The 25,388-nt window shown below is 69.2% G+C and carries 26 protein-coding genes; 18 read left to right on the top strand and 8 right to left on the bottom strand.

Translation table 11 applies throughout. From position 1 onward, the window contains the following. Positions 1 to 36: 36 nt before the first annotated feature. Positions 37 to 936, bottom strand: coding sequence for an HAD family hydrolase (locus tag ACHAA3_RS06135; RefSeq protein ID WP_435708063.1), 900 nt, complete (start codon positions 934 to 936; stop codon positions 37 to 39). A gap of 43 nt (positions 937 to 979) precedes the next feature. Between ACHAA3_RS06135 and ACHAA3_RS06130 the strand changes: the two genes are divergently transcribed. From ACHAA3_RS06130 to hemB, 7 genes are all read left to right on the top strand, one after another. Next, positions 980 to 2,608: a class I adenylate-forming enzyme family protein gene (locus tag ACHAA3_RS06130; RefSeq protein ID WP_435708062.1), complete on the top strand. Its 1,629-nt coding sequence runs from the start codon at positions 980 to 982 to the stop codon at positions 2,606 to 2,608. Beyond that, entirely contained in the window at positions 2,605 to 2,883 is a 279-nt protein-coding gene (locus tag ACHAA3_RS06125; RefSeq protein WP_435708061.1) for a glutaredoxin family protein, read from the top strand. Before ACHAA3_RS06130 ends, ACHAA3_RS06125 begins: the two co-directional genes overlap by 4 nt. A gap of 137 nt (positions 2,884 to 3,020) precedes the next feature. Then, entirely contained in the window at positions 3,021 to 3,737 is a 717-nt protein-coding gene (locus tag ACHAA3_RS06120) for a redox-sensing transcriptional repressor Rex (protein ID WP_435708060.1), read from the top strand. Further along, complete coding sequence (locus ACHAA3_RS06115; RefSeq protein WP_435708059.1) at positions 3,734 to 5,023, top strand: glutamyl-tRNA reductase; 1,290 nt, start codon at positions 3,734 to 3,736, stop codon at positions 5,021 to 5,023. Before ACHAA3_RS06120 ends, ACHAA3_RS06115 begins: the two co-directional genes overlap by 4 nt. After that, positions 5,020 to 5,982 carry a hydroxymethylbilane synthase gene (hemC, locus tag ACHAA3_RS06110; protein ID WP_435708058.1) on the top strand — a complete coding sequence of 321 codons (963 nt, stop codon included), beginning with the start codon at positions 5,020 to 5,022 and terminating at the stop codon, positions 5,980 to 5,982. The genes ACHAA3_RS06115 and hemC overlap by 4 nt, the downstream gene beginning before the upstream one ends. A 136-nt stretch (positions 5,983 to 6,118) precedes the next feature. Beyond that, positions 6,119 to 7,705: a uroporphyrinogen-III synthase gene (locus tag ACHAA3_RS06105; RefSeq protein WP_435708224.1), complete on the top strand. Its 1,587-nt coding sequence runs from the start codon at positions 6,119 to 6,121 to the stop codon at positions 7,703 to 7,705. 8 nt (positions 7,706 to 7,713) lie between these two features. Beyond that, the gene (hemB, locus tag ACHAA3_RS06100; protein ID WP_435708057.1) at positions 7,714 to 8,688 is read left to right on the top strand and encodes a porphobilinogen synthase; all 975 of its coding nucleotides are present in this window, start codon (positions 7,714 to 7,716) and stop codon (positions 8,686 to 8,688) included. Positions 8,689 to 8,745: 57 nt separating this feature from the next. On the opposite strand, the gene ACHAA3_RS06095 is transcribed toward hemB, so the two are convergent. Next, complete coding sequence (locus ACHAA3_RS06095; protein ID WP_435708056.1) at positions 8,746 to 10,008, bottom strand: lytic transglycosylase domain-containing protein; 1,263 nt, start codon at positions 10,006 to 10,008, stop codon at positions 8,746 to 8,748. Between the two features lie 130 nt (positions 10,009 to 10,138). On the opposite strand from ACHAA3_RS06095, the gene hemL reads away from it, so the two are divergent. From hemL to ccsB, 6 genes are read left to right on the top strand one after another with little or no spacing between them, the layout of a single operon-like run. Further along, a complete protein-coding gene (gene hemL, locus ACHAA3_RS06090; RefSeq protein ID WP_435708223.1) occupies positions 10,139 to 11,461 on the top strand; it encodes a glutamate-1-semialdehyde 2,1-aminomutase in 1,323 nt (440 codons plus the stop codon). After that, entirely contained in the window at positions 11,458 to 12,111 is a 654-nt protein-coding gene (locus ACHAA3_RS06085) for a histidine phosphatase family protein (RefSeq protein WP_435708055.1), read from the top strand. The genes hemL and ACHAA3_RS06085 overlap by 4 nt, the downstream gene beginning before the upstream one ends. Further along, entirely contained in the window at positions 12,111 to 12,692 is a 582-nt protein-coding gene (locus tag ACHAA3_RS06080) for a redoxin domain-containing protein (RefSeq protein WP_435708054.1), read from the top strand. Before ACHAA3_RS06085 ends, ACHAA3_RS06080 begins: the two co-directional genes overlap by 1 nt. 7 nt (positions 12,693 to 12,699) lie before the next feature. After that, positions 12,700 to 13,452: a cytochrome c biogenesis CcdA family protein gene (locus ACHAA3_RS06075; protein ID WP_435708053.1), complete on the top strand. Its 753-nt coding sequence runs from the start codon at positions 12,700 to 12,702 to the stop codon at positions 13,450 to 13,452. Positions 13,453 to 13,480: 28 nt separating this feature from the next. Further along, positions 13,481 to 15,076, top strand: a complete 1,596-nt coding sequence (gene resB / locus ACHAA3_RS06070) for a cytochrome c biogenesis protein ResB (protein ID WP_435708052.1) — start codon at positions 13,481 to 13,483, stop codon at positions 15,074 to 15,076. Continuing rightward, on the top strand, positions 15,073 to 16,032 hold the full coding sequence (ccsB, locus tag ACHAA3_RS06065; protein WP_435708051.1) for a c-type cytochrome biogenesis protein CcsB: 960 nt from the start codon (positions 15,073 to 15,075) through the stop codon (positions 16,030 to 16,032). Before resB ends, ccsB begins: the two co-directional genes overlap by 4 nt. Before the next feature lie 127 nt (positions 16,033 to 16,159). Here ccsB and ACHAA3_RS06060 read toward each other — a convergent pair whose 3' ends face one another. Together ACHAA3_RS06060 and ACHAA3_RS06055 are read right to left on the bottom strand one after the other, a co-directional pair. Beyond that, on the bottom strand, positions 16,160 to 17,101 hold the full coding sequence (locus ACHAA3_RS06060) for a hypothetical protein (RefSeq protein ID WP_435708050.1): 942 nt from the start codon (positions 17,099 to 17,101) through the stop codon (positions 16,160 to 16,162). A gap of 184 nt (positions 17,102 to 17,285) precedes the next feature. Further along, entirely contained in the window at positions 17,286 to 17,561 is a 276-nt protein-coding gene (locus ACHAA3_RS06055; RefSeq protein WP_435708049.1) for a PLD nuclease N-terminal domain-containing protein, read from the bottom strand. Positions 17,562 to 17,599: 38 nt separating this feature from the next. Here ACHAA3_RS06055 and ACHAA3_RS06050 point away from each other — a divergent pair, with 38 nt between their 5' ends. From ACHAA3_RS06050 to ACHAA3_RS06040, 3 genes are read left to right on the top strand one after another with little or no spacing between them, the layout of a single operon-like run. Continuing rightward, the gene (locus ACHAA3_RS06050; protein WP_435708048.1) at positions 17,600 to 17,866 is read left to right on the top strand and encodes a DUF4229 domain-containing protein; all 267 of its coding nucleotides are present in this window, start codon (positions 17,600 to 17,602) and stop codon (positions 17,864 to 17,866) included. Beyond that, positions 17,847 to 18,935 carry a PLP-dependent cysteine synthase family protein gene (locus ACHAA3_RS06045; protein WP_435708047.1) on the top strand — a complete coding sequence of 363 codons (1,089 nt, stop codon included), beginning with the start codon at positions 17,847 to 17,849 and terminating at the stop codon, positions 18,933 to 18,935. Before ACHAA3_RS06050 ends, ACHAA3_RS06045 begins: the two co-directional genes overlap by 20 nt. Continuing rightward, positions 18,932 to 19,327 carry a VOC family protein gene (locus tag ACHAA3_RS06040; RefSeq protein ID WP_435708046.1) on the top strand — a complete coding sequence of 132 codons (396 nt, stop codon included), beginning with the start codon at positions 18,932 to 18,934 and terminating at the stop codon, positions 19,325 to 19,327. The genes ACHAA3_RS06045 and ACHAA3_RS06040 overlap by 4 nt, the downstream gene beginning before the upstream one ends. Here the strand turns inward: ACHAA3_RS06040 and ACHAA3_RS06035 are convergent. Together ACHAA3_RS06035 and ACHAA3_RS06030 are read right to left on the bottom strand one after the other, a co-directional pair. Further along, on the bottom strand, positions 19,324 to 19,818 hold the full coding sequence (locus tag ACHAA3_RS06035) for a metallophosphoesterase family protein (protein ID WP_435708045.1): 495 nt from the start codon (positions 19,816 to 19,818) through the stop codon (positions 19,324 to 19,326). The genes ACHAA3_RS06040 and ACHAA3_RS06035 overlap by 4 nt on opposite strands. 1 nt (position 19,819) lies before the next feature. Beyond that, a complete protein-coding gene (locus ACHAA3_RS06030) occupies positions 19,820 to 20,710 on the bottom strand; it encodes a 1,4-dihydroxy-2-naphthoate polyprenyltransferase (protein WP_435708044.1) in 891 nt (296 codons plus the stop codon). A 56-nt stretch (positions 20,711 to 20,766) separates the two neighbouring features. Here ACHAA3_RS06030 and ACHAA3_RS06025 point away from each other — a divergent pair, with 56 nt between their 5' ends. Both ACHAA3_RS06025 and ACHAA3_RS06020 read left to right on the top strand, forming a co-directional pair. Further along, the gene (locus ACHAA3_RS06025; protein ID WP_435708043.1) at positions 20,767 to 21,336 is read left to right on the top strand and encodes a hypothetical protein; all 570 of its coding nucleotides are present in this window, start codon (positions 20,767 to 20,769) and stop codon (positions 21,334 to 21,336) included. Further along, positions 21,333 to 22,367: an AMP-binding protein gene (locus tag ACHAA3_RS06020; protein ID WP_435708042.1), complete on the top strand. Its 1,035-nt coding sequence runs from the start codon at positions 21,333 to 21,335 to the stop codon at positions 22,365 to 22,367. Before ACHAA3_RS06025 ends, ACHAA3_RS06020 begins: the two co-directional genes overlap by 4 nt. A 61-nt stretch (positions 22,368 to 22,428) precedes the next feature. On the opposite strand, the gene ACHAA3_RS06015 is transcribed toward ACHAA3_RS06020, so the two are convergent. Together ACHAA3_RS06015 and ACHAA3_RS06010 are read right to left on the bottom strand one after the other, a co-directional pair. Continuing rightward, a complete protein-coding gene (locus tag ACHAA3_RS06015) occupies positions 22,429 to 23,100 on the bottom strand; it encodes an SDR family oxidoreductase (protein ID WP_435708041.1) in 672 nt (223 codons plus the stop codon). A gap of 22 nt (positions 23,101 to 23,122) precedes the next feature. Then, positions 23,123 to 25,381, bottom strand: coding sequence for an MMPL family transporter (locus ACHAA3_RS06010; RefSeq protein ID WP_435708040.1), 2,259 nt, complete (start codon positions 25,379 to 25,381; stop codon positions 23,123 to 23,125). Positions 25,382 to 25,388 lie beyond the last annotated feature (7 nt).

Raw genomic sequence — 25,388 nt, 5'->3', positions numbered from 1 at the left:
TGCAGGACGATCGGGCTGGTGGGGACGTGCTACGGCTCAGCGGTTCCGACGACCGCGCAGCACGCGCCAGGTACCACCAGCGGCGGCTCCGGCGATCGCCGCTCGTGCACTCGCGACGGCGATCTTGCGCCCCGTGCGGTAGTCGCGGATGCGCCATCCGTTGGATCGGGCGTGGGCGCGCAGGCCGGCGTCGGGATTGATGGCGCACGGGTGTCCCACCAGCGACAGCATGGGCAGGTCGTTGCTGGAGTCCGAGTACGCGTAGCAGGAGTCGAGGTGTAGCCCCTCCCGCTCCGCGATCTCGCGCACCGCCACCGCTTTGCCCTCGCCGTGCAGCATCTCCCCGACCAGCTGTCCGGTGTAGACACCGTCGACGTGCTGGGCGACAGTGCCAAGCGCCCCGGTGAGGCCCAGGCGGCGTGCGATGACTGCGGCGATCTCCACCGGAGCAGCCGTGATCAGCCAGACCCGCTGGCCGCGATCGAGGTGCCACTGGGCGATCGCACGGGTGCCCGGCCAGATCTTGTCGGCCATGTTCTCGTCGAAGATCTCCTCACCGATCTGCTCCAGCTCGCTGACCCGATGCCCGGCGATGAAGGCCAGAGCCGAGGACCGCGCCTTGTCGATGTGCTCGGGGTCCTCGCTGCCGATCACCCGGAACAGCACCTGCTGCCAGGCAGCGCCGAGGAGGTCTCGCGTCGTGAAGAACTCGCGTCGGTGCAGCCCGCGGGCGAAGTGGAAGATCGAGGCGCCCTGCATGATCGTGTTGTCGACGTCGAAGAACGCTGCGGTGTGCGGATCCTGGTCGACTCCCAGGGCGTGCTCGACCTCGGCCGAGGCGGCCGCCGCCTGTCCGGCGAGAACGGAGCGGGACTGCAAGTTGAGCGTGCGTGGCGTGGTCGTGCGCGGCGTGGGCTCCACCGGATCAGGTGCCATGCCCTGACATTAGCGGTCCGACCGCGAGAGGTCGTGTGGTTGAGTGGTCAGCGTGATCGTCAACGTCAGCGACCTGCTGAGGTCCACGGCCGAGCGAGACCCCGACGGAACGGCTCTGATCGAGAATCGAGCGGCCGCCGACGGATCTGTACGTCGTGAGATCACCTGGCGCGACCTCGACGAAGCGGCCGATGCGGTGGCTCGCGGTCTGTCGGCGCGTGGCCTGGTCGCCGGACATCGGGTGGCGCTCGTCATGGCCAACCGCATCGACCTTCCCATCGCCTACTTCGGCATCCTGCGCGGCGGGATGGTCGCGGTGCCGATCAATCCGAGGTCGACGGCTGCAGAGGTCAGCCGCATGATCGCGGACTCGGCGGCCCGGGTCGCCCTGGTCGACGAGACCGCAGTGGCGCAGACCCGTGAGGCCGCGACCGAGATCGGTCATCCGTTCGACCTGGTCGTGGACGGGTGCGAGGCGGGTGCGAACGAGAGCACCTTCGAGGACTTCCTGGCCGGCGCCACCGGAACTGCCCCGGTCGCGCCTCGGGATCCCGAGGCGCTGGCGGTCATCCTGTACACCTCGGGCAGCAGCGGCCGGCCGCGCGGCGCGATGCTCACCCATCGGGCCCTGCTGGCCAACATCGACCAGGTTGCGAATCTCGGCCGTGCCCCCATCGCGCCGGACGACGTCGCGCTCGGTCTGCTGCCGATGTTCCACGTCTACGGTCTCAACGCCGTGCTCGGCCAAGCGGTGCGGCACGGAGCTGCCGTCGTGCTCGTCGACGGGTTCGACCCCTCGGGCCTGCTGGACCTGATCGTCGCCGAGGGCGTCACGAACCTTCCGCTCGCCCCTCCTGTCATCGCTGCCTGGGCGGGTCGATCGGACCTGCGCGAGAAGCTCGCCTCCATCCGGGTGGTGCTGTCCGGTGCGTCGAGCCTCGATGCGGACCTGGCCGAGGAGTTCTCGTCCTCCAGCGGCCACGTGGTCGAGCAGGGATACGGGCTGACCGAGGCCGCCCCGGTCATCTCGGTGACGCTCGCGTCCCCGCGCGATCCCGGAACGCCACCCGTGCCCGGCTCGGTGGGACATCCGCTCCCCGGCGTGGAGGTGAAGGTGCTCGACACGGGGCGCACGCCTGCGGACCAGCTGACGATCCCCGAGTCGATCGTGTCGGGCGATCCGTCCGAGATATGGGTCCGCGGCGACAACCTCTTCTCCGGCTACTGGCCCGACGGCGTCGAGGGACCAGGCGCCGACGGCTGGTACGCCACGGGCGACATCGGCATCATCGGCACCGCCGGTGAGCTGGTGCTGGTCGACCGGGTGCGCGAGCTGGTCATCGTGTCGGGGTTCAACGTCTACCCCTCCGAGATCGAGGACGTGATCGCCGAGGTGCGCGGGGTCCAGCAGGTGGCTGTCGTGGGCCTGCCGCACGAGGAGACCGGCGAAGCAGTCGTCGCCTTCGTCGAGGCCGACGCGACGGCACCGACAGAACCCAGCGAGCTGATCGAGGCCATCGAGGCTCGGTGCCGCACGCGCCTGGCCCGGTTCAAGCAACCCACCCAGATCATGGTTGTCGGCGGTCTGCCGCGTTCGGCCACCGGCAAGATCGAGAAGGGTCGGCTGCGCGCGCAGGCCCGATCCGGTGCGCTGGGGCTCGACACTCGATGACGACTCCTTCGGACGCCACTCCTCCTGGTACCGCGACGGCCCGTGTCGTCGTGTACTCCCGGGCGGGCTGCCACCTGTGCGACCAGGCAGAGGCGATCGTGGCGGAGGTCTGCGACGCGGCGGACATCGCGTGGCACCGCATCGACATCGACACCGATCCCGATCTCGTCCGCCGGTTCACCGAACAGGTCCCCGTGACGTTCGTCGACGGCGCGCAGCACGACTTCTGGAGGGTCGACCCCACCCGGTTGAGGACCGCGCTCGGTGTGAGATGAGCGGCACCAACGCGCTCGATTTTGAGAACGCGTTCACAAACTCGTAAAGTGAACAGAGCGCACGACGCTCTCCTCGCGGGTGAAAATTCCCGGTATGCAGGAAATCCACGGTGTCGTAGCGATGGAGACCTGTGACGATGTTGCGCACCACCCCGATCGCTGACGACCTGCCTGGAGACACCTCCGAGGAGCTCGTCCGTGGCATCCCCGATGCCACGGTCGCTCGCCTGCCCGTGTACCTGCGTGCGCTGGCAGCGCTCGGTGAGGTCGGCACATCGACCTGTTCGTCCAATGATCTGGCCGAGCGGGCCGGCGTGAGCCCGGCCAAGCTGCGCAAGGATCTGTCGCACCTCGGCTCGTACGGTACCCGCGGCGTCGGGTACGACGTGGAGTACCTGAGCTATCAGATCGGCCGTGCCCTGGGTCAGGCCCAGGAGTGGAACGTCGTCATCGTCGGTGTGGGCAACCTCGGTTCGGCGCTGTCGTCGTACCAGGGGTTCAGCTCACGGGGGATCTGCGTGGCGGGTCTGGTCGACACCGACCCCGATCGCATCGGATCGGTCGTCTCCGGCGTCACGGTCACGGCGCTTGACGACCTCGAGGACCTCGTGGCCCGGCAGAGCATCTCCATCGGCGTCATCGCCACGCCAGGTGACTCGGCCCAGGCGGTCGCGGATCGCCTCGTCCAGGCCGGCATCACCAGCATCCTCAACTTCGCTCCTGCCCTGGTTCAGGTGCCTGAGGGGGTCGACGTGCGCAAGGTCGACCTGTCGGTCGAGCTCCAGATCCTCGCCTATCACGAACTGCGCAAGACGAACTCAGCCAACCTGGATCAGGGAGACGTGACCCGATGAGTGTCCTGATGGTGGGCATGTCCCACAAGTCCGCACCGATCGAGGTGCTCGAGCGTGCCGCGCTCGACACCGACTCGGCGGTCAAGCTCTCCCACCAGGTGCTCGACACCCCGGCGGTCACCGAGTCGGTCGTGGTCTCGACCTGCAACCGGGTCGAGATCTACGTGGAGGCGGACCGCTTCCACGGGTCGGTCGAGGAGGTCTCTCGACTGCTCGCCGAGCACTCCGGACTGGGACGCGACGAGCTCGTGCAGCACGTGTACGTGCACTACGACGACGCTGCCGTGGCGCACCTCTTCGGGGTGACGTCGGGTCTGGACTCGATGATCCTGGGCGAGAGCCAGATCCTGGGACAGGTGCGCGACGCGCTGCACGGGGCGCAGGCCGAGTCGACCGTCGGGTCCACGCTCAATGCGCTGTTCCAGCAGGCCCTGCGGATCGGCAAGCGTGGCCACAGTGAGACCGGCATCGACCGGCTCGCTCCGTCGATCGTCACCGCCGGCCTGGCGGTCGCGGGCGATGTCATCGACGCCCCGGAGACGCGATTTCTGGTCGCCGGGGCCGGCACCATGGCCAATTTGACGGTGCGCACGTTGATCGATCGCGGAGTCGCACCGCGTCGCATCATGGTCGCGAACCGGACCTACCAGAGCGCCTTCACGCTGGTCGCCACGCACGGGGTCAGCGCGGTCCGCTGGGAAGCCATGGACGTCGAGCTCGCCGCGGCCGACGTCGTCGTCAGCTGCACCGGTGCCGCCGGGAGCGTGTTCGACCGCGAGCGCATCGAGCGCGCCGCAGGCGGACGCCCGATGACCCTCATCGATCTTGCCCTTCCTCGTGACGTCGATCCGAATGTCACCGACCTGCCGGGCGTGCGGCTGGTCGACATCTCGCAGCTGGCCGAGCTGGGAGCGCGCAGCTCGCTGTCCGCCGACGTCACCCAGGTGCGGTCGATCGTCGAGGACGAAGTGCGTTCCTTCCTCGCTGCCAAGGCAGCGTCGCGGGTGACCCCGACCGTCGTGGCGCTGCGCACCATGGCCACCGATGTCGTCGCGGCCGAGATCGCACGACTGGAGTCCCGGGTCGGCGATCTCACCACCGACCAGCAGGCCGCAGTCCGCCAGGCCATGCACCGGGTCGCGGACAAGCTGATCCACGCGCCCACAGTTCGGGTGCAGCAGCTCGTCGCGGACACGCCCGAGGGCCTGACCTACGCCGACGCCCTGGCCGACCTCTTCGCGCTCGATCCTGGAGCCGTCACCCGAATCACCGGTGATGACGCATGACCACCACCGCGAACGAGCGTCAGCCAGAGGTCCAGAAGACCTTGCGGGTCGGTACCCGTGCCTCGGCGCTGGCCACCACCCAGACCCAGCAGATCGTCGACCGACTGATCGCCGAGACCGGAATCGAGGTCGAGATCGTCCTGATCTCCACCGAGGGCGATCGCAACTTGGCGCCGCTGGCGTCGATGGGCGGGCAGGGTGTGTTCGTCGCAGCGCTGCGCGAGGCGCTGGCCGACGGCCGCATCGACGCGTGCGTGCACTCGCTCAAGGATCTGCCCACGGCGGCGGATCCTCGCCTGCAGCTGGCAGCGATCCCGGTGCGTGAGGACCCGCGCGACTGCGTCGTGGCCCGCGACGGCCTGACCCTGGGCGAGCTGCCCAGCGGCTCGCGGATCGGCACCGGATCACCCCGACGCGAGTGCCAGCTCAACGCGCTCGGCCTGGGCGTCGAGATCGTCGGCATCCGAGGCAACGTGGGTACCCGGGTCGACAAGATCGCCTCCGGCGATGTCGATGCCGTGGTGCTGGCTCGGGCCGGTCTCGCCCGGTTGGGCCGTCTCGACGACATCACCGAGACCATCGATCCCATCCAGATGCTCCCTGCCCCTGGGCAGGGTGCGCTGGCTTGCGAGTGTCGCGCCGATGATGACGCGACCGCTCGCCTGCTCGGCGTTCTCGACGACCGCGACACCCGCGCAGCCGTCACCGCCGAACGCAGCCTCCTCGCCACCCTGGAGGCAGGCTGCAGCGCCCCGGTCGGGGCTCTCGCCGAAATCGCCATGGGCGATGACGGGGACGAGCTGTGGCTGCGGGCCGTGGTCGGAGATTCCTCCGGCGCGCCCACCATCCGACTGTCCGCGACCGGTCTGCCTGAGCAGGCCGCAGCGGTCGGTGAACGTCTCGCTGCCGAGATGCTCGCCGAAGGCGCCGACGCCATCATGGCTTCGGTGACCTCATGAACGCCGGCAGCACGAGAACAAAGGACACGCAGTGACCGCAGAAATGACCAGCCCGATCTCCAAGGGCGCAGTCTCCGACCGAACGGGCTCGACGAGCCCCGCCGCGAAGATTCCCGCACCCAAGCCAGCCAAGGCGATGGGGCACGTGAGCTTCGTCGGGGCCGGACCCGGTGACGAGAGCCTGTTGACCGTGCGTGCGGCCGAGCTGTTGGCCCTGGCCGACGTCGTGATCATCGAGGACCCGGCACAGGCCGCGCTCGTGACCAACGACGCGATCGTGATCGACGGTGGCTCCGGTGAGGACGGACAGGTGCTGACGCACGCTGCTCGCGGCCGCATCGTGGTCAAGCAGGCCAAGACCGGCGCCCACGTGGTGCGTCTGGTCGCCGGTGACCCGTTCACGTACGCCACGGCGCCCGAGGAGGCGGCGGCCTGCTCCAAGGCCGGCATCGGCTTCGAGATCGTGCCGGGAATCTCTTCGGTCTCGGCGGTCCCGGCGTACGCCGGTGTGCCGTTGACCAACCGCACGCACCGCGAGTACTCGGTTGTCAGCGTGGGCGAGAACAAGATCACCTGGGCCGATCACGCCTCCGACGACACCCTGGTGCTGCTGTCCGCGGTCGCCCGCATCGCCGAGGTCGCCGATGGCCTGATCGAGGCCGGCCGTCCCGGCGAGACTCCGGTCGCGATGACCCGTGTCGGCACGACCACCGAGCAGACCACGGTCGTCTCGACCCTCGCCGACATCGCCGCCGATGTTGCCGAGGCAGGCATGACGTCGCCGGCCATCGTGGTCGTCGGCGCCGTGGTCGACATGCGCGAGGCGCTGTCGTGGTTCGAGACCAAGCCGTTGTACGGCTGGCGCGTCCTGGTGCCCCGCACCAAGGAGCAGTCCGCCGGCCTGGCTCGCCGGCTGCGTGGCTACGGCGCGCTGTCCGAGGAGGTCCCCACCATCTCGGTCGAGCCGCCCCGCAACCCGCAGCAGATGGACAAGGCCGTGCGCGGTCTGGTCGAGGGCCGCTACGAGTGGATCGCCTTCACCAGCGTCAACGCCGTCAAGGCCGTGCGCGAGAAGTTCGAGGAGTACGGGCTCGATGCTCGTGCGTTCTCGGGTCTGAAGATCGCAGCGGTCGGCGACAAGACCGCTGAGGCCATCGCCACGTGGGGCATCCGCCCCGACCTGGTGCCCAGCGGCGAGCAGTCCGCGCAGGGACTCCTGGAGGACTGGCCGCCCTACGACGACCTGCTCGACCCGATCAACCGGGTCTTCATGCCGCGTGCGGACATCGCCACCGAGACCCTCGTGGCCGGCCTGATCGATCTCGGCTGGGAGGTCGACGACGTCACGGCCTACCGCACCGTCCGGGCCGCTCCGCCGCCCGCGCCGGTTCGCGAGGCGATCAAGTCCGGCAAGTTCGACGCCGTCATGTTCACCTCCTCGTCCACGGTGCGCAACCTGGTCGGGATCGCCGGCAAGCCGCACCCGCAGACGATCATCGCCTGCATCGGTCCGGCCACGGCCAAGACCGCCGAGGAGCACGGCCTGCGGGTCGACGTCGTGGCTGAGCAGCCGTCCGTCGAGCTGCTGGCGGACTCTCTGGCCGAGTTCGGTGCCGCGCGCCGCCTGGAGTTCGTCGACGCCGGAGAGCCGGTGCTGCGTCCGTCGCAGAAGCGGCCCACGACGCGTCGTTCAGCGTCCTCGCGTCCCAGCTCGAGTCGATAGGCCTGAGCATGTACCCCGATCACCGACCGCGTCGCCTGCGCTCGTCGCCGGCGATGAGGCGGTTCGTGGCCGAGACGCACGTGCAGCCCAGCCAGCTGGTGCTGCCGATGTTCATCGCGGAGGGTCTGGACGAGCCGCGTCCCATCTCCTCGATGCCCGGCGTCGTGCAGCACACCCGCGAGTCGGCCCGAGCGGTCTATGCCTCGGCCGCTGCGCTGGGGCTGGGCGGCGTCATGCTGTTCGGCGTGCCCGAGCACAAGGACGCCACCGGATCGGGAGCACTCGATCCCGACGGCATCCTCAACGTCGCGCTGCGCGACGCGCGGGCCGAGGTCGGCGACGACACCCTCGTGATGGCCGATCTGTGTCTCGATGAGTTCACCGATCACGGCCACTGCGGCGTGCTCGACGACCAGGGCCGTGTGGACAACGACGCGACGCTCGAGATCTATGCGGACATGGGTGTCGTGCAGGCCGAGTCCGGGGCCCACGTGGTGGGTCCCAGCGGCATGATGGACGGCCAGGTCGGCGCGATCCGCGCTGCGCTCGACACCGCGGGCCACGACGACACCGTGATCCTGGCGTACGCGGCCAAGTACTCGTCGGCCTTCTACGGTCCGTTCCGCGAGGCCGTCGACTCCTCGTTGGTGGGCGACCGCAAGACCTATCAGCAGGATCCCGCCAACGCGCGCGAGGCGATCCGGGAGGTCGAGCTCGACATCGCCGAGGGCGCCGACATCGTCATGGTCAAGCCGGCCCTGAGCTACCTCGATGTGATCCGCGACGTGAGCGACGCCGTCGACGTCCCGGTCGCGGCCTACAACATCTCCGGGGAGATGGCGATGGTCGAGGCGGCCGCAGCCCACGGCTGGATCGACCGCGAGCGAGCCATCGACGAGATCGTGCTGTCGATCCGCCGAGCCGGAGCCGACATCGTGCTCACGTACTGGGCCGCCGAGATCGCCGACCGACTGCGCCACTGACGCAGCAAGGGCCGGTCCGTGTGGACCGGCCCCTGCTATGTGCGTCTGTCTGGTGGCTCAGTACTGCTTGCCAGTTGCGCTGGTCATGCATGACTTCCACTTCGTCAGTGCAGTGGAGAAGGCTGACAACGGCCGCAGGCCGCAGCGAAGAATCGCTTGGGCCTCGGTGAGCAGATTCGTCACCGGCTCTGTGACCGGGGCCAAGGGCTTCAGTGGGGATTCCTCGACCAGATCTTGGACATCGCCTCCGACCGAGCCGTCGCTCTCGCCGCCGATGTTCGAACCGCCGCCGATTGAGCCTGATCCGCCTCCGGTCGAGCCCGAGCCGCCTCCGGTCGAGCCGGAGTCGCTGCCGCTGCCTCCGCCGCTCGCCGCACCGGAGCCGCTTCCGCTGGAACCGCTGGGCCTGGAGTCGGCCTTCTTCTCCTCGGCCGCCGCACGCTTGGCCTTCTGCTGAGTCTGTGCCGCACCGGCGCGCTGCGCGGGGGTGAGGGTCATGTCGGCGGCGCGGTTGGTCAGCACCGACGTGGACGGCAGGCCGTCGGGGGACTCGGTGAAGTCGCCGGTCTTGTAGGCCTCGGAGATGCGCAGCACCAGGTCGACGTACTCATCTGACTGGTTGTACCGGCGCACCGCCGTGGCGGCCTCGTCGAGGTCCGAGACGTCCTCGGAGCCGGCGCAGAGGTACACGCCGGCGGCGGTCGCCGCGTCGTTGATGTTCTGGGGGTTCTTCTTCTCGTCGCCGTCGCCGTCCACGCCGACCGTGGCCCACGTGCCGGGGATGAACTGCATGGGACCGACGGCGCGGTCGAAGGTCGTGTCGCCGTCGAGCTCGCCGCCGTCGGTGTCCCGGATCACGGCCGTGTTGTTCTCGCCGTTGAGTGGGATGCCGATGATGTCGGGCGTGGCCACGCCGTCGGCGTCGAGCGTGCTGCCGTTGATGCGGCCGTGGTTGGACTCGACCCGACCGATACCGGCTAGCAGGTGCCACGGCAGCTGGCAGGACTCGTCGGCTCGCTCCAGCAGGTCCGCCGCCCGGCGGTAGGCCGAGAGGGCCGCAGAGGGGATGCCGTTGGTCGACAGGTTGGAGACCGCCATGGCGGTGCCAGCCTGCTGATCGATGCCGGAGGGTGCCTTCTGGACGCTCGCCGGCTGGTCGTAAGAGCTGGTAGGGACGTCAGGGATCGCGACGGCGTCGGTGGTGTCGGCGGCAGTGGCCAGGCTCGTGTTGGTCAGCGCAGCACCCCACGCGGCCACGAGAACGGCCATGGGGACCAGTGCGCCGGCCTTGTGCCAGCGCGACAGAGAACGACGAGCCATGAGTGGTGTTTCCTCCCTGAGCGACCCGCCACATGACCAAGGTCACGTGGGCGGTAACTCAACAACGATAACCACGGCCCCGGGTTACGTCCACGCGAGCGTCACGGGAGACACTGGGGGAGTGAGCAGCATCGACGCATCAGCAGCCCTCTTCTCCCGTGCGCAGGACGTCTCGCCCGGAGGCGTCAACTCCCCAGTCCGCGCCTTTCGCGCGGTCGGGGGGACGCCCATCTTCATGTCCGAGGGCAGTGGAGCGTGGCTGACCGACGTCGACGGCAATCGATATGTCGACCTGGTGGGCTCGTGGGGCCCCATGCTGCTCGGCCACGCGCACCCCGCCGTGATCGACGCCGTGTCGGCCGCGATCGGACGCGGCACCTCCTTCGGAACCCCGAGCGCTCCGGAGGTCGAGCTCGCCGAGGAGATCGTCGCGCGCACACCGGTCGACCTCGTGCGGATGGTGTCCTCCGGCACCGAGGCAGTCATGTCCGCCGTGCGCCTGGCGCGGGGATTCACCGGCCGGGACACCGTCGTCAAGTTCGCCGGTTGCTACCACGGCCACGTCGACTCACTGCTGGCTGAAGCCGGCTCGGGCGTCGTCACCCTCGGCATCCCGGGTACTCCCGGCGTCCCGGCGCACGTCACCGCCGACACCGTGGTGCTGGACTACAACGACCGGGCCGGCGTCGAGGCGGCCTTCGAGCAGCTGGGCGACAGCATCGCCTGCGTCATCACCGAGGCGGCCGCCGGCAACATGGGACTCGTTCCTCCGGAGCCCGGCTTCAACCAGTTCCTGTCCGAGATCACGTCGCGGCACGGAGCCCTGCTGATCAGCGACGAGGTCATGACGGGATTTCGCGTCACGCCCTCTGGACAGTGGGGCCTCGACGGCAAGATCGAGGGATGGGCGCCCGATCTGCTGACCTTCGGCAAGGTCATGGGCGGTGGATTCCCGGCCGCAGCCTTCGGTGGACGCGCCGACATCATGGCCCAGCTGGCTCCTGCCGGGCCGGTCTACCAGGCCGGAACGCTGGCCGGCAACCCGATCGCCACGACCGCCGGGCTGGCCACGTTGCGGGCCGCCGACGACGCCGCCTATCAGCGACTCGACGGTGCGTCGGCCCAGCTGCAGACTATGGTCGGCGAGGCGCTGACCACTGCGGGCGTCGCGCACCGCATCCAGCACACCGGATCGATGTTCAGCGTGTTCTGGGGTGTCGACGCTCCGGTCATCGACTTCTCCGGGGCGCAGGCCCAGGAGACGTGGCGCTACTCGGCGTTCTTCCACTCCATGCTCGATGCGGGCGTGTATCTGCCGCCGAGCGCGTTCGAGTCGTGGTTCGTCTCGGCTGCGCACGGTGAGGATGCACTCTCTAGACTTGCCCAAGCACTGCCGGCCGCCGCTTCTGCAGCGGCGTCGGCCCTTCCCGACACGACCGAGGCCAAGCGATGACCACGCGCACGATCGTCCACCTGATGCGACACGGCGAGGTGCACAACCCGCTCGGGGTCCTTTACGGCCGCATCGCCGGTTATCACCTGTCCGAGCTCGGTCACGAGATGGCCGAGACGGTGGCCGGCGTCCTGAAGAGCCACCCCATCACCCATCTGGTGGTCTCGCCGCTGGAGCGTGCGCAGGAGACCGCCACCCCGCTGTCGAAGATCCTGTCGCTGCCGATCGAGACCGACGAGCGCGTCATCGAGGCCGGCAACAAGTTCGAGGGCAAGTCGGTGGGCGTGGGCCCCAAGGCGTTCCTGCGTCCCGACCGCTGGTGGTTGCTGCGCAATCCGACGCGGCCCTCCTGGGGCGAGCCCTACACCGAGATCGCAGCTCGCATGCGCTCAGCCATCGACGACGCCCGCGACGCCGCCCGGGGCAGCGAGGCCGTCATCGTCTCGCACCAGCTGCCCGTGTGGACGGCCCGCCGCATGTACGAGCAGAAGCGTTACGCCCACGACCCACGCAACCGCCAGTGCACGCTGGCCAGTCTCACCTCGTTGACCTTCGAGGACGACCGCTTCGTCGACGTCACCTACAGCGAGCCCGCAGGCGACCTGCTGCCCGATCCGTTCAAGGGCAAAGCCTTCGCAGGTGGCGCGTGATGGCGCGGCGGGTCCGCCCTCTGCTGGCTCTGGCCGTGGCCGGTGTCCTTCTGGCCGGCTGCTCGGGCGCCAGTGGCAGCAGCGACACGTCGGGGTACGTCTCGGGTGCTGGCGAGATCACCGTGGTGCCGGTCGACGAGCGCGTCGACGCGCCCGTGCTGTCCGGTGAGGACCTCGAGGGCAACGAGCTCACCACGGCCGACTGGGCCGGCGAGATGATCATCGTCAACGTGTGGGGCCCGTGGTGCCCGCCGTGCCGCGAGGAGATGCCCGCCCTCAAGGAGGTCTCCCAGCAGTACAAGGACAAGGGGGTGGAGTTCGTCGGCGTGCTCAACCGGTCCAAGTCCGACACGGCGCTGGCCTACACCGACAAGATCGGCCTGCCGTACCCGACCTTCGCCGATCAGGGGGGCCGTCTTGAGCTGAAGTTCAACGACAGCCTGCCGACCATCGCGGTGCCCACCACGTGGATCATCGACCCCAACGGCAAGGTGGCCGCCCGCATCGCCGTGGACGGCCTCACGGCGACCACTCTGGCTGACCTCGTCGACGACGTGCTGGCCGAGCCAGCCGACGCCTGAGCGGCGCGTGACCGACTGGCTGAGCGAGACCATCTCCTCCGGAGCGCTCCTGCTGGCCCTGCCCGTGGCGCTCGCGGCCGGGTTGGTCTCGTTCTTCTCACCCTGCGTGGTTCCGTTGCTGCCGGGCTACCTGTCCTACATGACCGGCATCGGCGTGCAGGACCTCGACCGCGCCCGGCGCGGGCGGATGCTCGCCGGTTCCCTGCTGTTCGTCCTCGGCTTCACCGCCGTGTTCGTGCTCAGCGGTGCGCTGTTCGGGTCCATCGGACTCGAGCTGCGCGAGTACCAACGCACCCTGTCGATCGTGACGGGTGTGGTGGTCATCGTGCTCGGCTTCGCCTTCATGGGACTCGTGCCGTTCCTGCAGAAGGATGTGCGCGTCCATGCGGTCCCGGCCGTCGGCCTGGCCGCGGCACCGGTGCTGGGCGTGTTCTTCGGCGTCGGGTGGTCGCCGTGCCTCGGCCCCACCCTCAGCGCCGTCCTGGGGCTGTCGCTGGCCACCGACGACGCCTCCGCCGCCCGTGGCGCCCTGCTGGCGTTCGTCTACTGCATCGGTCTCGGGGTGCCCTTCGTGCTCGCCGCCCTCGGATTTGACCGCATGACCCGCACGCTGGACTGGGTCAAGCGGCATCGGCGCGCGGTCTCCGTGGTCGGTGGCGGCATGATGGTCTTCGTGGGCATTCTGCTGGTCTCGGGCATCTGGGACTCGATCGTGATCGACCTGCAGAACTGGGTCGGCGGATTCGAGACGGTGCTGTGATGTCCTCCACGAGCGGAGCCGCGCAGTGATGTCCTCCACGACCAACGAACGTGACACGGCCCGCGAACCTGCACCCCCGTTGAACACGGTCGCTTTCGCGCGCTGGATCTGGCGTCAGCTGACGTCGATGCGGACCGCGCTGTCGCTGCTGCTCCTGCTGGCGATTGCCGCAGTGCCGGGCTCCTTGGTGCCGCAGCGCGGCGTCGACGCCCGCGCCGTCGAGGCCTATCTGGCCGATCACCCCACGTCCGGTCCCATCCTGGACTCGCTGGGCATGTTCAGCGTCTACACGTCACCGTGGTTCAGCGGTATCTACCTGCTGCTGATGGTCTCCCTGGTGGGTTGCATCGTGCCGCGCACCCAGGTGTACGCCAAGGCCCTGCGCGCCCGCCCTCCCAAGGTGCCGCGCCGGCTCGAGCGCCTGCCGGCCTCGTCCTCCTTCGAGACGTCCTCCGACGTCGACGACGTGATCGCCGCCGCCAGGCAGGCCCTCGGTCGGGCCCGGGTCGACGTCGTCGAGCGAGACGGGTCGCACGAGCTGTCGGCCGAGAAGGGCTACCTGCGCGAGGCCGGCAACCTCGTGTTCCACATCAGCATCGTGGTGGTGCTGGTGGGAGTGGCGGCCAGTGCGCTGCTGGGCTATCGCGGCGCCGCGATCGTCACCGAGGGCGACCGGTTCAGCAACGTCCTGACGCAGTACGACGAGTTCACGTCCGGTGCCCTGTTCGACCGCGAGGAATTACCGCCATTCAGTCTTCAGCTGGACGACTTCGCCGCCAAGTTCCAGGTGGACGGACCGCAGCGCGGCGCACCTCGTTCGTTCGAGGCGACCGGATCGGTCAGTCGCGGAGTGGACGGCGCGGACGAGCCGTACAGCATCCGGGTGAACCATCCGCTCAACGTCGACGGCTCCTCGGTGTACCTCGTCGGGCAGGGCTACGCACCCGTCATCCGGGTCACCGACCCCGACGGCACCGTCGTGTTCGACGAAGCGGTGCCGTTCCTGCCCGCCGACCCGTCCTACACGTCCAACGGTGTCGTCAAGGTCTCCGAGGCAGAGCCCGAGCAGCTCGGTCTGCAGGGCTTCTTCCTGCCGACCTTCGTGGTCGGCGACACCGGCGCCACCCGCTCGGCCTTCCCCGACGCGCTGCAGCCGATCCTCGGGCTGTTCGTGTGGCACGGCGACCTCGGTCTCGACGAGGGCGTCCCCCAGTCGGTGTACGTGCTCGACAAGACCAACATGGAGCAGTACATGACCGGGGACAAGGGGTACCGGGTCAGCCTGCAGCCGGGACAGAGCCAGGTCCTGCCCGACGGCAACACCATCGAGTTCGTCGACCTGCGGCAGTTCGCCCGCTTCCAGATCGCGTCCGCCCCGTTCGTGCAGGTGCCGTTGTTCGGCATCAGCATCGGGGTGCTCGGACTGATCGCCTCGCTGGCGGTCAAGCCCCGGCGCACCTGGATCCGGATCCGTCGAGAGGGGTCGCGTACCGTGGTCACCGTCGCCGTATTGGACCGAGTTCCCCGGGTGGATCTACCAGCGGACCTCGATCGATTCATGGAACGGTTCCGCTCACGACTCGGCGATGTCACACCCGCACACGATGATGAGAAGGCGACATGACGCTCGAACAGTTCGGCCAGTTGTCCAACTATTGCGTCGCCGCATCCACCGGCATTCTCGCGCTGGCGTTCCTGGCCTACGTGGCGCAGTGGGGCTTCGCGCGCAACGTGCCGGCCGAACGCGTGCTGGTCACGGCCGGAGCCGGCTCCGAGGCCGAGCGTGACGTCGCGGCGGACGCCGGTGCCGACGACCTGCCCGATCGCAGCGACGTGTCGGGCAACATCGGCTTCTCGCTGACCGCACTGGCCACCCTGGTGCTCGGCATCGCCGTGGTGAGCCGTGGCCTCGCCGCCGAACGGGTCCCGTGGGGCAACATGTACGAGTTCGGCGTGGTCGCGATCTTCGTCGCGATGATGGCCTACGTCGTGCTCGAGCGCGTCTGGTCGATCGACTGGGTCGGCCCGATCGTCACCGGGTTCGCCACCGTGGTCCTCGGCTCGACCATGCTGTTCGTCTACGTGCCGCCCGGCCCGCTGGTGCCTGCACTGGACTCGTACTGGCTCGTCATCCACGTCATCGGGGCGATCATCGCCGGAGCCGCCTTCCTGGTGGGCGCCGCCGCCTCCGTGCTGTACCTGTACAAGGCGCGCGCCGAGCGCCTGACCCCCATCGATGAGCGCACCGGGTTCCTGTGGCGCATCCCGTCCGCGGGAGCCATCGACCAGGTCGCGTACCGGGTCCACGCCTTCGCCTTCCCCATCTGGACGTTCGCCGCACTGATCGCCGGTCCCATCTGGGCCCAGGCGGCGTGGGGACGCTACTGGGGCTGGGACGCCAAGGAGGTCTGGGCGTTCATCACCTGGGTCTTCTACGCCGCCTACCTGCACGCCCGTGCCACCGCCGGCTGGCGAGGCAAGGCCGCGGCCCTGCTGGCTCTGGCCGCCTTCAGCACCTTCCTGTTCAACTACATCGGCGTCAACCTCTTCGTCGGCGGCCTCCACTCCTACGCCAAGTAAGCCGGCCGGCGGGCGGCCTCCGGCCGGCCGGCGGCCTCCGGCCGGAGGCGGCCCAAGTGCCCCGACTTTTGTAGCGGTACGCAGGTGTGGTGACAGGTTTTGGATGCCTACCGCTACAGAAGTTGGGTCACTTGTGCGTGGGGAACCAGGTGTTCCACATCGTGCTCATCACCGGTGACGGGCCCTCGTATCCTCTGGATGTCAAGGCTTCGTGGACGCGCCGGACGATCTCCCGCGGACTCGAGAGGTCGCCTGCTGTCACGATGATGAGGCGCCATCCCTCGGCCTCCAGACGTTCTCGGCGCCCGATGTCCTTGATGCGCTGGTCCGCGTCCCGCTCGTGGTGCCAGCCGTCGTACTCGATCAGGATCTTGTGGCTGCGGTAGACCAGATCGCCCCGGGCCAGAAAGGCACCGAAGCGGTCGAGGATCACCCCGTTGCACTCCGGCTCGGGCAACCGGGCGATCACCAGCATGAGCCGCACCGTGGTCTCGAGAGGCGATTCAACACCGCGCCGTACGAACGTGACCGTGCGGCGAGCTCGGAGCACTCCGTGAAGGTGCTGGGTGTGCGCGAACTCGACCAACCGGTCCACGGTCGTCAGCCCGCAGTGCACGAGGTGGTCGCCCAGCTGGACGAGCTCGACGAAGGACAGGGGCAGCGCGCAGTCGACGAACGTGCGTTCGGGCCCAGTGATGGGGAGGCCCCCGACCAGATCGGCGTGCAGCAGTCGCTCGCGTCGGTGCAGCCTGATGCTCTTGAGCCGGGTGGGCACGGACCGGTTGGTGGAGAACTCCCACCGGGTGTGGCGACCGGCTCTCGGGTGGAGACCGTACAGGCGCATGGCACTCGTGTGGCTGACGATCGAGCCCGCCGGCAGGACCCGCAGCGCCGCCCGCAACCACATCAGCACGTCGACCTCGGTGTCGGCCGTCACGAAGACGCCGCGGAACAGCTGGCGCCAGCTGGGACCGGCGAGGGCTCCACGCCCGATCCCCAGGAGTGCAGCTTCGCGGGTGGTCACAGGAGAGCCGCGCAAGGCGGTCGGAACCTCATGAATGCGTGGCATCTGTCGAAGGTGCCGAGACCTGAGGCGATGCGCGACTGGTCTCACCGCCGCTGTGGACGAGCGAAAAACAAGAACATACCTGTGAATTAGTCGCCAGGTCGTGCAACTTTTGGCGCGAAACGCAGGATCAGCGGCCTCTCATGCATGCCAACCGCTACAAAAGTTGGGGCTCCACAAGTTGGGGCTAGAGGCCGCGGAGGTAGTCGGGGTCGTCGTCGGGGCCCGACGGGGGGCGGGGGGCCCGGCGACCGCCGTTGCCGCCGGCTGGGGGGTTCCATGAACGTCGATGCCCCACGGTCAGCCACAGCAGGGGGCCGAGCACGGGAACGATGACGATGATCGCGAACCATGCGGGCTTGGGCAGGCGGCCACGCATCTGCTCGCGAGGAAGCGCGATGCAGTCGAAGATCGCGTAGACCAGCAGCGCGATCGCCAGTACTGCGAGGAGGAACTTGCCCATAGGGTCCACGGTACCGGCGGGCAACTAGGCTGGCCGATGTGAAGGCATTCTACAAGTACACGTTGGCCCGATTCGCCGTGTTCGGCGTGTGCTGGGCGGTGCTGTACGGCATCGGGCTGCTCATCTTCGAGATGTCGTCGCTGATCAACCTGCTGATCCTCGTCGTCGCCATGTTGGTGTCGGCGGTCGTGTCGGCCTTCCTGCTCGCCGGCATGCGCAACGACCTCGCCCTCAACATCGAGCAACGCGCCACGCGGATGACCGAGCGACTCGAGGAGTCACGTCGTGCCGAAGACATCGACTGAGGACCGCGCCTGGATCGCCGAGGCGATCCGCAGGGTCGACGCCGATGCCAATCGCAGCGCCGACACCCACCTGCACGTCCTGCAGACACCACTCGACGGCGTCGACATCTATCTCAAGGACGAGTCGGTGCACCCCACCGGCAGCCTCAAGCACCGACTCGCGCGCTCCCTGTTCCTCTACGCGCTGTGCAATGGGTGGGTACGCCCCGACAGCACGATCATCGAAGCGTCCAGTGGGTCGACCGCGGTCAGCGAGGCCTACTTCGCCCGGCTGATCGGGGTGCCCTTCATCGCGGTGATGCCGGCCACCACGAGCCCCGAGAAGATCGCGCTCATCGAGTTCTACGGCGCCACCTGTCACCTGGTCGACGATCCCGGCACGGTCTACGCGGAGGCGCGGCGCCTCGAGGGTGAGACCGGCGGCCACTACATGGACCAGTTCACCTATGCCGAGCGCGCGACGGACTGGCGCGGCAACAACAACATCGCCGAGTCGATCTTCGAGCAGATGTCTGCCGAACCGCACCCCTGTCCCACGTGGATCGTGGTGGGTGCCGGTACCGGTGGAACGTCGGCCACGATCGGGCGGTTCGTCCGGTACCGCCGCTTCGACACCAAGGTGGCGGTGGCCGATCCGGAGAACTCGGCGTTCCACGGCGGCTGGGAGGCCGACCGGTCGGACGTCACGACCTCGACGCCCTCGCGCATCGAGGGCATCGGTCGCATGCGGGTCGAACCGTCCTTCGTCGGCGGCGTGGTCGACGACATGGTCGCCGTCCCCGACGCCGCATCGATCGCCACGGCGCGGTGGGTCTCGGTCCTGCTGGGCCGACCCGTGGGCGGCTCGACCGGAACCAACGTCTGGGCTGCGCTTCACTATGGACAGTCGATGGTCGACGCCGGCGCGGCCGGCAGCATCGTCACCTTGCTGTGTGACGGTGGCGAGCGGTACGTCAACACCTACTTCGACGACGCGTGGCTCGAGGCCAAGGGCATCGACATCGCACCGTACGCCGCAGTCCTCCGCACGTTCTCGGCCACCGGAGAGCTGTCAGCAGTGACCGGATGACCTCGTACATCTCCCACACGTCGATCGACTGTGCCAACGCCTACGAGCTGTCGCAGTGGTGGAAGTCGCTGCTCGGCTACGTCGACGTCGAGGGGGACCCGAACGAGCCCGGTGACGAGGAGTGCGCCATCGTCGATCCCGACACCGGTGCCTGCCTCCTGTTCATCGAGGTGCCCGAGGACAAGAGCGGCAAGAACCGCCTGCACCTCGACCTGCGGCCCCGCGCGGGCAGCCGCGACGAGGAGGTCGAGCGGGTCCGCGCACTCGGTGCGACCGAGGTGGCCGACCTTCGGGGCACGCACGGGCCCGGAACCGGATGGGTCGTGCTCGCCGACCCGGAGGGCAACGAGTTCTGCATCCTGCGATCCGAGGACGAGTTCGCCGGCTCCTAGGGTGTCACCGGCACGATCTCGGCGGACACGATGTGGCCGGCGTCGAGGACCAGCTGACCCAGCGTGCCGCGCGGCTGACGGCGCTTGTCGGTCGGCGATCCGGGATTGAACAGGCGTTGACCGTCCTCCTCGGTGTCCCACGGGATGTGCGAGTGTCCGAACACCACGAGATCCGCCTCGGGGAACAGGGTGCGCATGCGCCGGGCACGGCCCTGCTTGGGGCCCGAGTCATGGATCATCGCGATCCGAACCTCAGCGAGGTCGATCTCGACCGTCTCGGGCGCACCCCAGGCGGCGACGTCCGGGCCGTCGTTGTTCCCGAGCACGACGTGGAGGGGGGCGAACGCGGCCAGCTCGTCGAGGACGCCGGGACGGCAGACGTCACCGGCGTGCAGGATGACGTCGACGCCGCGCAGCTGATCGGCCACGGCGGACGGCATCTGCTTCCAGAATCGTGGCGCGTGCGTGTCCGAGATGACGGCGACGCGCACCTCAGGCTCCGATGAGGAGGCCGGCCGTGAGTCCGACTGCGTAGGCGAGCTCGGCGAGTCCGGTGTCCCGCAGCACGGGGATCAGGGCGGGACCCTGGGCGCCGCTGGCCACCGTCTGGCGAGCCCGCACCGCCCACGGCGTCATGAGCAGTCCGAGCAGGGCCCAGGTCGTGAACCCGGAGGCCCAGACGAGGGCAAGCACGGCGATCGCGATGAGCACCGTGAAGAGCAGGCGGGTGCGATGGTCCCCGAGAAGGACGGCGAGCGTGCGCTTGCCGGCCTCGGTGTCGCTGGGGATGTCGCGCAGGTTGTTGGCCACGAGGATCGCGCAGGCCAAGGCTCCGACCCCGACGCCAGCCGCGAGAGCCGGACCCGTGATCTGCCCGATCTGGACGTACGCCGTACCGACCACCGCGACGATCCCGAAGAACACGAAGACGCTGACCTCGCCCAGGGCTCGGTAGCCGTACGGGCTGGGCCCGCCGGTGTAGGTCCACGCCGCGCCGATGGCGGCCGCGCCGATCAACAGCAACCACCATGTCGTGGTGGCAGCGAGCGCCAGTCCCAGCAGCGCTCCGAGGCCGAGGAACCCGATGGCGGCCATCTTGACCCGTGCTGCGGGCACCAGGCCGGAGCCGACCAGGCGCAGCGGACCCACGCGGTCGTCGTCGGTGCCGCGGATTCCGTCGGAGTAGTCGTTGGCGTAGTTCACCCCGATCTGAAGGGCGAGGGACACCCCGAGCGCGAGCAGTGCCTTCCACCAGACGAAGGCGTCGGCGAAGGCTGCTGCGCCGGTCCCGGCGAGTACCGGGGCGATGGCGGCCGGCAGGGTGCGCGGTCGAGCACCTGCGATCCACAGCTGGGTCGGAGTGGGCGTGGGCGCAGAAGTCACCCGGGTAGTCTGCCACCTCGGTTGCAGACGTGGATCGTCAAGTTAAGGTTGACGTCATGGTTGAATCGGACGGAGACTTCACCGACGCGATCGCGCAGGCCATCGCGAGACTCGATCCGGGCCTCGAGAGGCGCCTGGGCCGCGACCCCCAAGCGCATCTGGACCTGGTCGTGATGACGAAGCGTGCCCATGAGGGGGTCGGGTCGCTGCTGAGCGACGCCGTCGTGGCGGCACGAGCGGCTGGACACAGCTGGGAGCAGATCGGGACCTCGCTGGGCATGACCCGGCAGGCCGCCCAGCAGCGTTTCGGGCGCGTGGTCTGCGACAACGACGAGCCGGGAGAGAATCGTCGGCTGGTCGGCCTGACCGCGATGCGCGAGATGGAGGAGCTCGACGAGTGGGGCCGTCACGGGTGGCACTCCGTGCGGTTCGGGCCGATGTTCCACGACGTCCAGCGATCGTCCGTGCAGTGGGAGCATCGCCGCAACGTCATCGGCAGTCGAGCGGCTCGCGAGCTGGAGCAGCAGGGTTGGCAACGCATCGGCACCCTCTGGTTCCCGTGGGTCTACTTCAAACGCTCGACGGGAAGACCCGCTGAGCCCGGCGAGCCGGGTGGCGACGCATGACCGCCGAGGCGCAGACAGCCTCATTGCGTCCCGTGTCCGGAGCGCCACGCGCCGTGCTGGACCTGATGCGGCCGTGGGTACTCGACGGCGGCGAGCCGATCGTCATCCGCACGTCGGGCAGCACGGGTGTCCCGAAGGACGTGGTGCTGTCGCACCGAGCCGTCCTGGCCTCGGCCGAGGCCAGCCTCGAACGCCTGGGTGGGTCGGGCGGGTGGTTGTCGGCGATGCCGGTCACCGGAGTCGGTGGTCTGCAGGTGCTGGTGCGCTCGGTGCTGGCCGGCATCACCCCCGCGTTCACCGACGATCACGCGGACCTGGTGTCGGCGATTGCCGCCATCTCGGGGGATCGTCGCTACGCCTCCTTGGTGCCCACCCAGATTCACCGGCTGCTGCGTGACGGTCGCGCCGGGGTGTTGGCCGAGCTCGACGCCGTCCTGGTGGGCGGCGCGTCCATGCCCGCGGACGAGCTCGACGCCGCGCGAGCTGCGGGAGTCACCGTCGTGCGCACCTACGGCATGTCGGAGACGTGCGGTGGCTGTGTCTACGACGGCCTTGCCCTGAACGGTGTGAGCCTGCGGTTGGACGAGGCTGGTCAGATCCAGATCGCGGGTCCCGTGCTGTTCGACGGATACGCGGGCGCCGGGGCGCACGACGGCTGGTTCGGCACGGCCGATCGCGGCGAGATCGACGTTGACGGGCGCCTGCGGGTGACCGGCCGGGTCGACGACGTCGTCGTCAGTGGCGGGGTGAACGTGTCGCTGCCGGCCGTGACTGCGGCTCTGCGCAAGCTGGACGGCGTGGCCGACGCGATCGCGCTGGGGCGAGCTGACCCTGAGTGGGGGAGCCGGGTGGTCGCATTCGTGGTGCCCGATGATGCGGTGTGCCTCGACGGGTTGCGTCTCGACGAGGTGCGCGACGAGATCGAGGCGGCGGGTCTCCCACGCACCTGGGCGCCGCGCGAGGTGGTGCTGCTCGACTCCTTGCCGCTCCTGCCGGGTGGCAAGGTCGATCGGCAGTCGCTGACCCGCTGACGAGGTGATTCGTCAGCGGGTCTACGTGACTCGTCAGCGGGTCTACGTGACTCGTCGGCGGTTAGACCTGCGCGTTGATGGCGTCGGCCACTGAGTGGTCGCCCTCGGTGAGGGTCCACTGCTGGCCGATGGTGCGGTCGTCCTCGAGGCAGGCAGCGATCACGGCGGCGACGTCGGCGCGGGTCACTTCGCCACGGTCGAGCTCGGGCGCCAGGGCGACCGATCCGGTGGCGGGATCGTCGGTGAGGCCGCCCGGGCGGATGATCGTCCAGTCCAGGTCGCTGCTGCGCAGGGCGGTGTCGGCATCGCGCTTGGCCTCGACGTAGGCCCGCCACACCGGCTCGGTGTCCTCGGGCACCTCGGCGTCGACGCCGATGGCCGAGACCTGCACGAATCGCCTGACGCCGGCCGACGTGGCCCCCTCGATCGACTTCAGCGAACCGCCGAGGTCGACCGACTTCTTGCGGTCGATGTCGCCGTCGCCCCCGCCGCCGGCCGCGAACACCACGGCGTCCGCCCCGGCGAACACCTCGGCGAAGCGGGCGGCGGCGTCGGCCTCGATGTCGAGCATCGCGGTCTCGGCCCCCAGCGCCTCGAGCTCGGCGGTCTGCTCGGCCTTGCGGACGAGCGCGAGCGGCTGGTGCCCGCGCTCGGCCAGCGCGGTGATGAGCAGCTGGGCGATCTTGCCGTGGCCGCCGACGATGGCGACCTTGGATCCGGTGGAATCAGTCATGACTCCACCGTAGGTCGCGGCCTCACACGGCGCCGGTCACTGCCTTCTCGCGCTCCTTCTCGACCTCGGCCTCGGCGGTGCGGGTCCGCAGGGACTCACCCTCGATGTCGAGATTGGGCAGCAGACGGTCCAGCCAGCGCGGCAGCCACCACATGCGGTCGCCGACCAGTGCCATGAAGGCCGGAACCAGCGTCATGCGGACCAGGAAGGCATCGGCCAGCACGCCGACCGCCAGACCGAAGCCGATCGACTTGATGATGACGTCGTCGCCGAGGGCGAAGCTGCCGAACACGCCGATCATGATCGCCGCGGCGGCCGTCACGACCCGGGCGTTGAACTGGAAGCCGGTGATGACGGCGGGCACCGCCTCGGCGCCGTGGACGAACTCCTCACGCATGCGCGAGACCAGGAAGACCTCGTAGTCCATCGCGAGGCCGAACAGGATGCCCGTCAGCAGCAGGGGCAGCAGGAACAGCACGGGACCGGACGTGTCGAGGCCGATCAGGCCCGACAACCAGCCCCACTGGAAGACCGCGACGGTGGCGCCGAGGGCGACTCCCACCGAGAGCAGGAAGCCGAGGACGGCCTTCAGCGGCACGAGGATCGAGCGGAACACGATGGCCAGCAGCACGAACGCGAAGCCGACCACGACCAGCAGGTAGCGCGGGAACGCATCGGCCAGTGATTCGGAGATGTCGACACCCAGCGCGGTCTGGCCGGTGACCAGGACGGAGGCCCCGGTCTGACCCTCGACACCCTCGACTGCGGCGCGAATGTCGTCGACCAGCGTCTGGGTGTCGGCGTCGGACGGTCCGCTCTCGGGAAGGACGGTCACGATGGCGTACTGCGCCTGCTCGAGCTGCTGGGTGTAGGCCTCGGCGGCCTCCGGGGGAGTCTGCTCCGTGAGGGGTGGCACGACGGCCGCGATGTCGGTCTCGATGGCGGAGACGGCACCGGTGACTGCATCGACGGCGGCCTGCGGATCGTCGGCGCCCTGGGTGTCGACCACGACCAGCAGGGGCCCGTTGGTCCCGGCGCCGAAGTTCTCGGCGATGGTGTCGTAGGCGATCCGGGCTCCGCTGCCTTCGGCTGCGGTCCCGTCGTCGGGCAGGGCCAGCTGCATCGAGGCGACCGGGATCGCGATGACGCCGGCGACCACCAGGCCACCGATGAACGTCACCGCCTTGTGCCTGGTGACCAGCTCGGCCCAGCGGAGGCCGTTGGTGCGCTGGTGCTCGACGCCTTCGGGGTTGGAGCGCTGCAGGAAGCGCAGGCCACCTGAGGTGACGCGGCGGCCCGCGAAGCCGAACAGGGCCGGCAGCAGGGTGAGGGCGATCAGCACGGCCACGGCGACGGTGGCGGCCGCGGCCAGGCCCATCTCGGTGAGGAAGGAGATGTTGACGATGGCCAGGCCGGCGAGCGCGATGACGACCGTCAGCCCGGCGAACACGACGGCGGAGCCGGCCGTGCCCACGGCGCGCCCGGCCGCCTCCTCGAAGGAGTGGCCCGCCTTCACCTCGCTGCGATAGCGACTGACGATGAAGAGGGCGTAGTCGATGCCGACGGCGAGCCCGAGCATCGAGGCGAGGATCGGGGTGGTCGACCCGAGGTCGACGAAACCGGTCAGGGCGGTGATGGAGCCGACGCCGATGCCGACACCGATGAGCGCGGTCAGCAGGGGCATGCCGGCCACCAGCATCGAGCCGAACGTCAGGACCAGCACGATGACCGCGATGCCGATGCCGAGCAGCTCGGCGGTGCCGGTGTGGGGGATCTCCTGCAGGGCGTCGCCGCCGATCGCGACGGCGAGGCCTGCGGACTCGGGGTCCTCGGCGGCGGCCTCCAGTGCGCTGCGGTCGGTCTCGGTCAGCTCGACCGACGTGCGGTCGTAGGAGACGGTCGAGTAGGCGACCGAGCCGTCCTCGGACACGGTGCCGGTCGTGAAGGGGTCGGTGGTGGCGACGACGTGGTCGGTGCGCGTGCTCTCGATCGCATCGAGCACCACCTCTTGGTTGGCCGGCTCGGCGAGGGATTCACCCGCGGGAGCCTCGAAGACGATGCGCGCGGTGGCGCCGTCCGGTGCCGCGTCGGGAGTGCGGTCCTTGATCAGCTCGAAGGCCTGGGTCGCCTCGATGCCCGGCAGATCGAACTGGTCGGACGTCTTGCCCGAGAAGGCGGCCGCGCCGGCGCCGATGAGCACCAGCAGGACCAGCCACGAGGACAGGACGACGCGGCGGTGGGTGAACGACCAGCGTCCGAGCCGGTACAGGTGCCAAGCCATGGGGAGC

Origin of the sequence: Aeromicrobium sp. CF3.5 (genome assembly GCF_051262695.1) — a bacterium.
Classification (GTDB): domain Bacteria; phylum Actinomycetota; class Actinomycetes; order Propionibacteriales; family Nocardioidaceae; genus Aeromicrobium.
The sequence above is the reverse complement of the archived record's forward strand: the minus strand, read 5'-3'. Positions and strand labels throughout refer to the sequence as shown.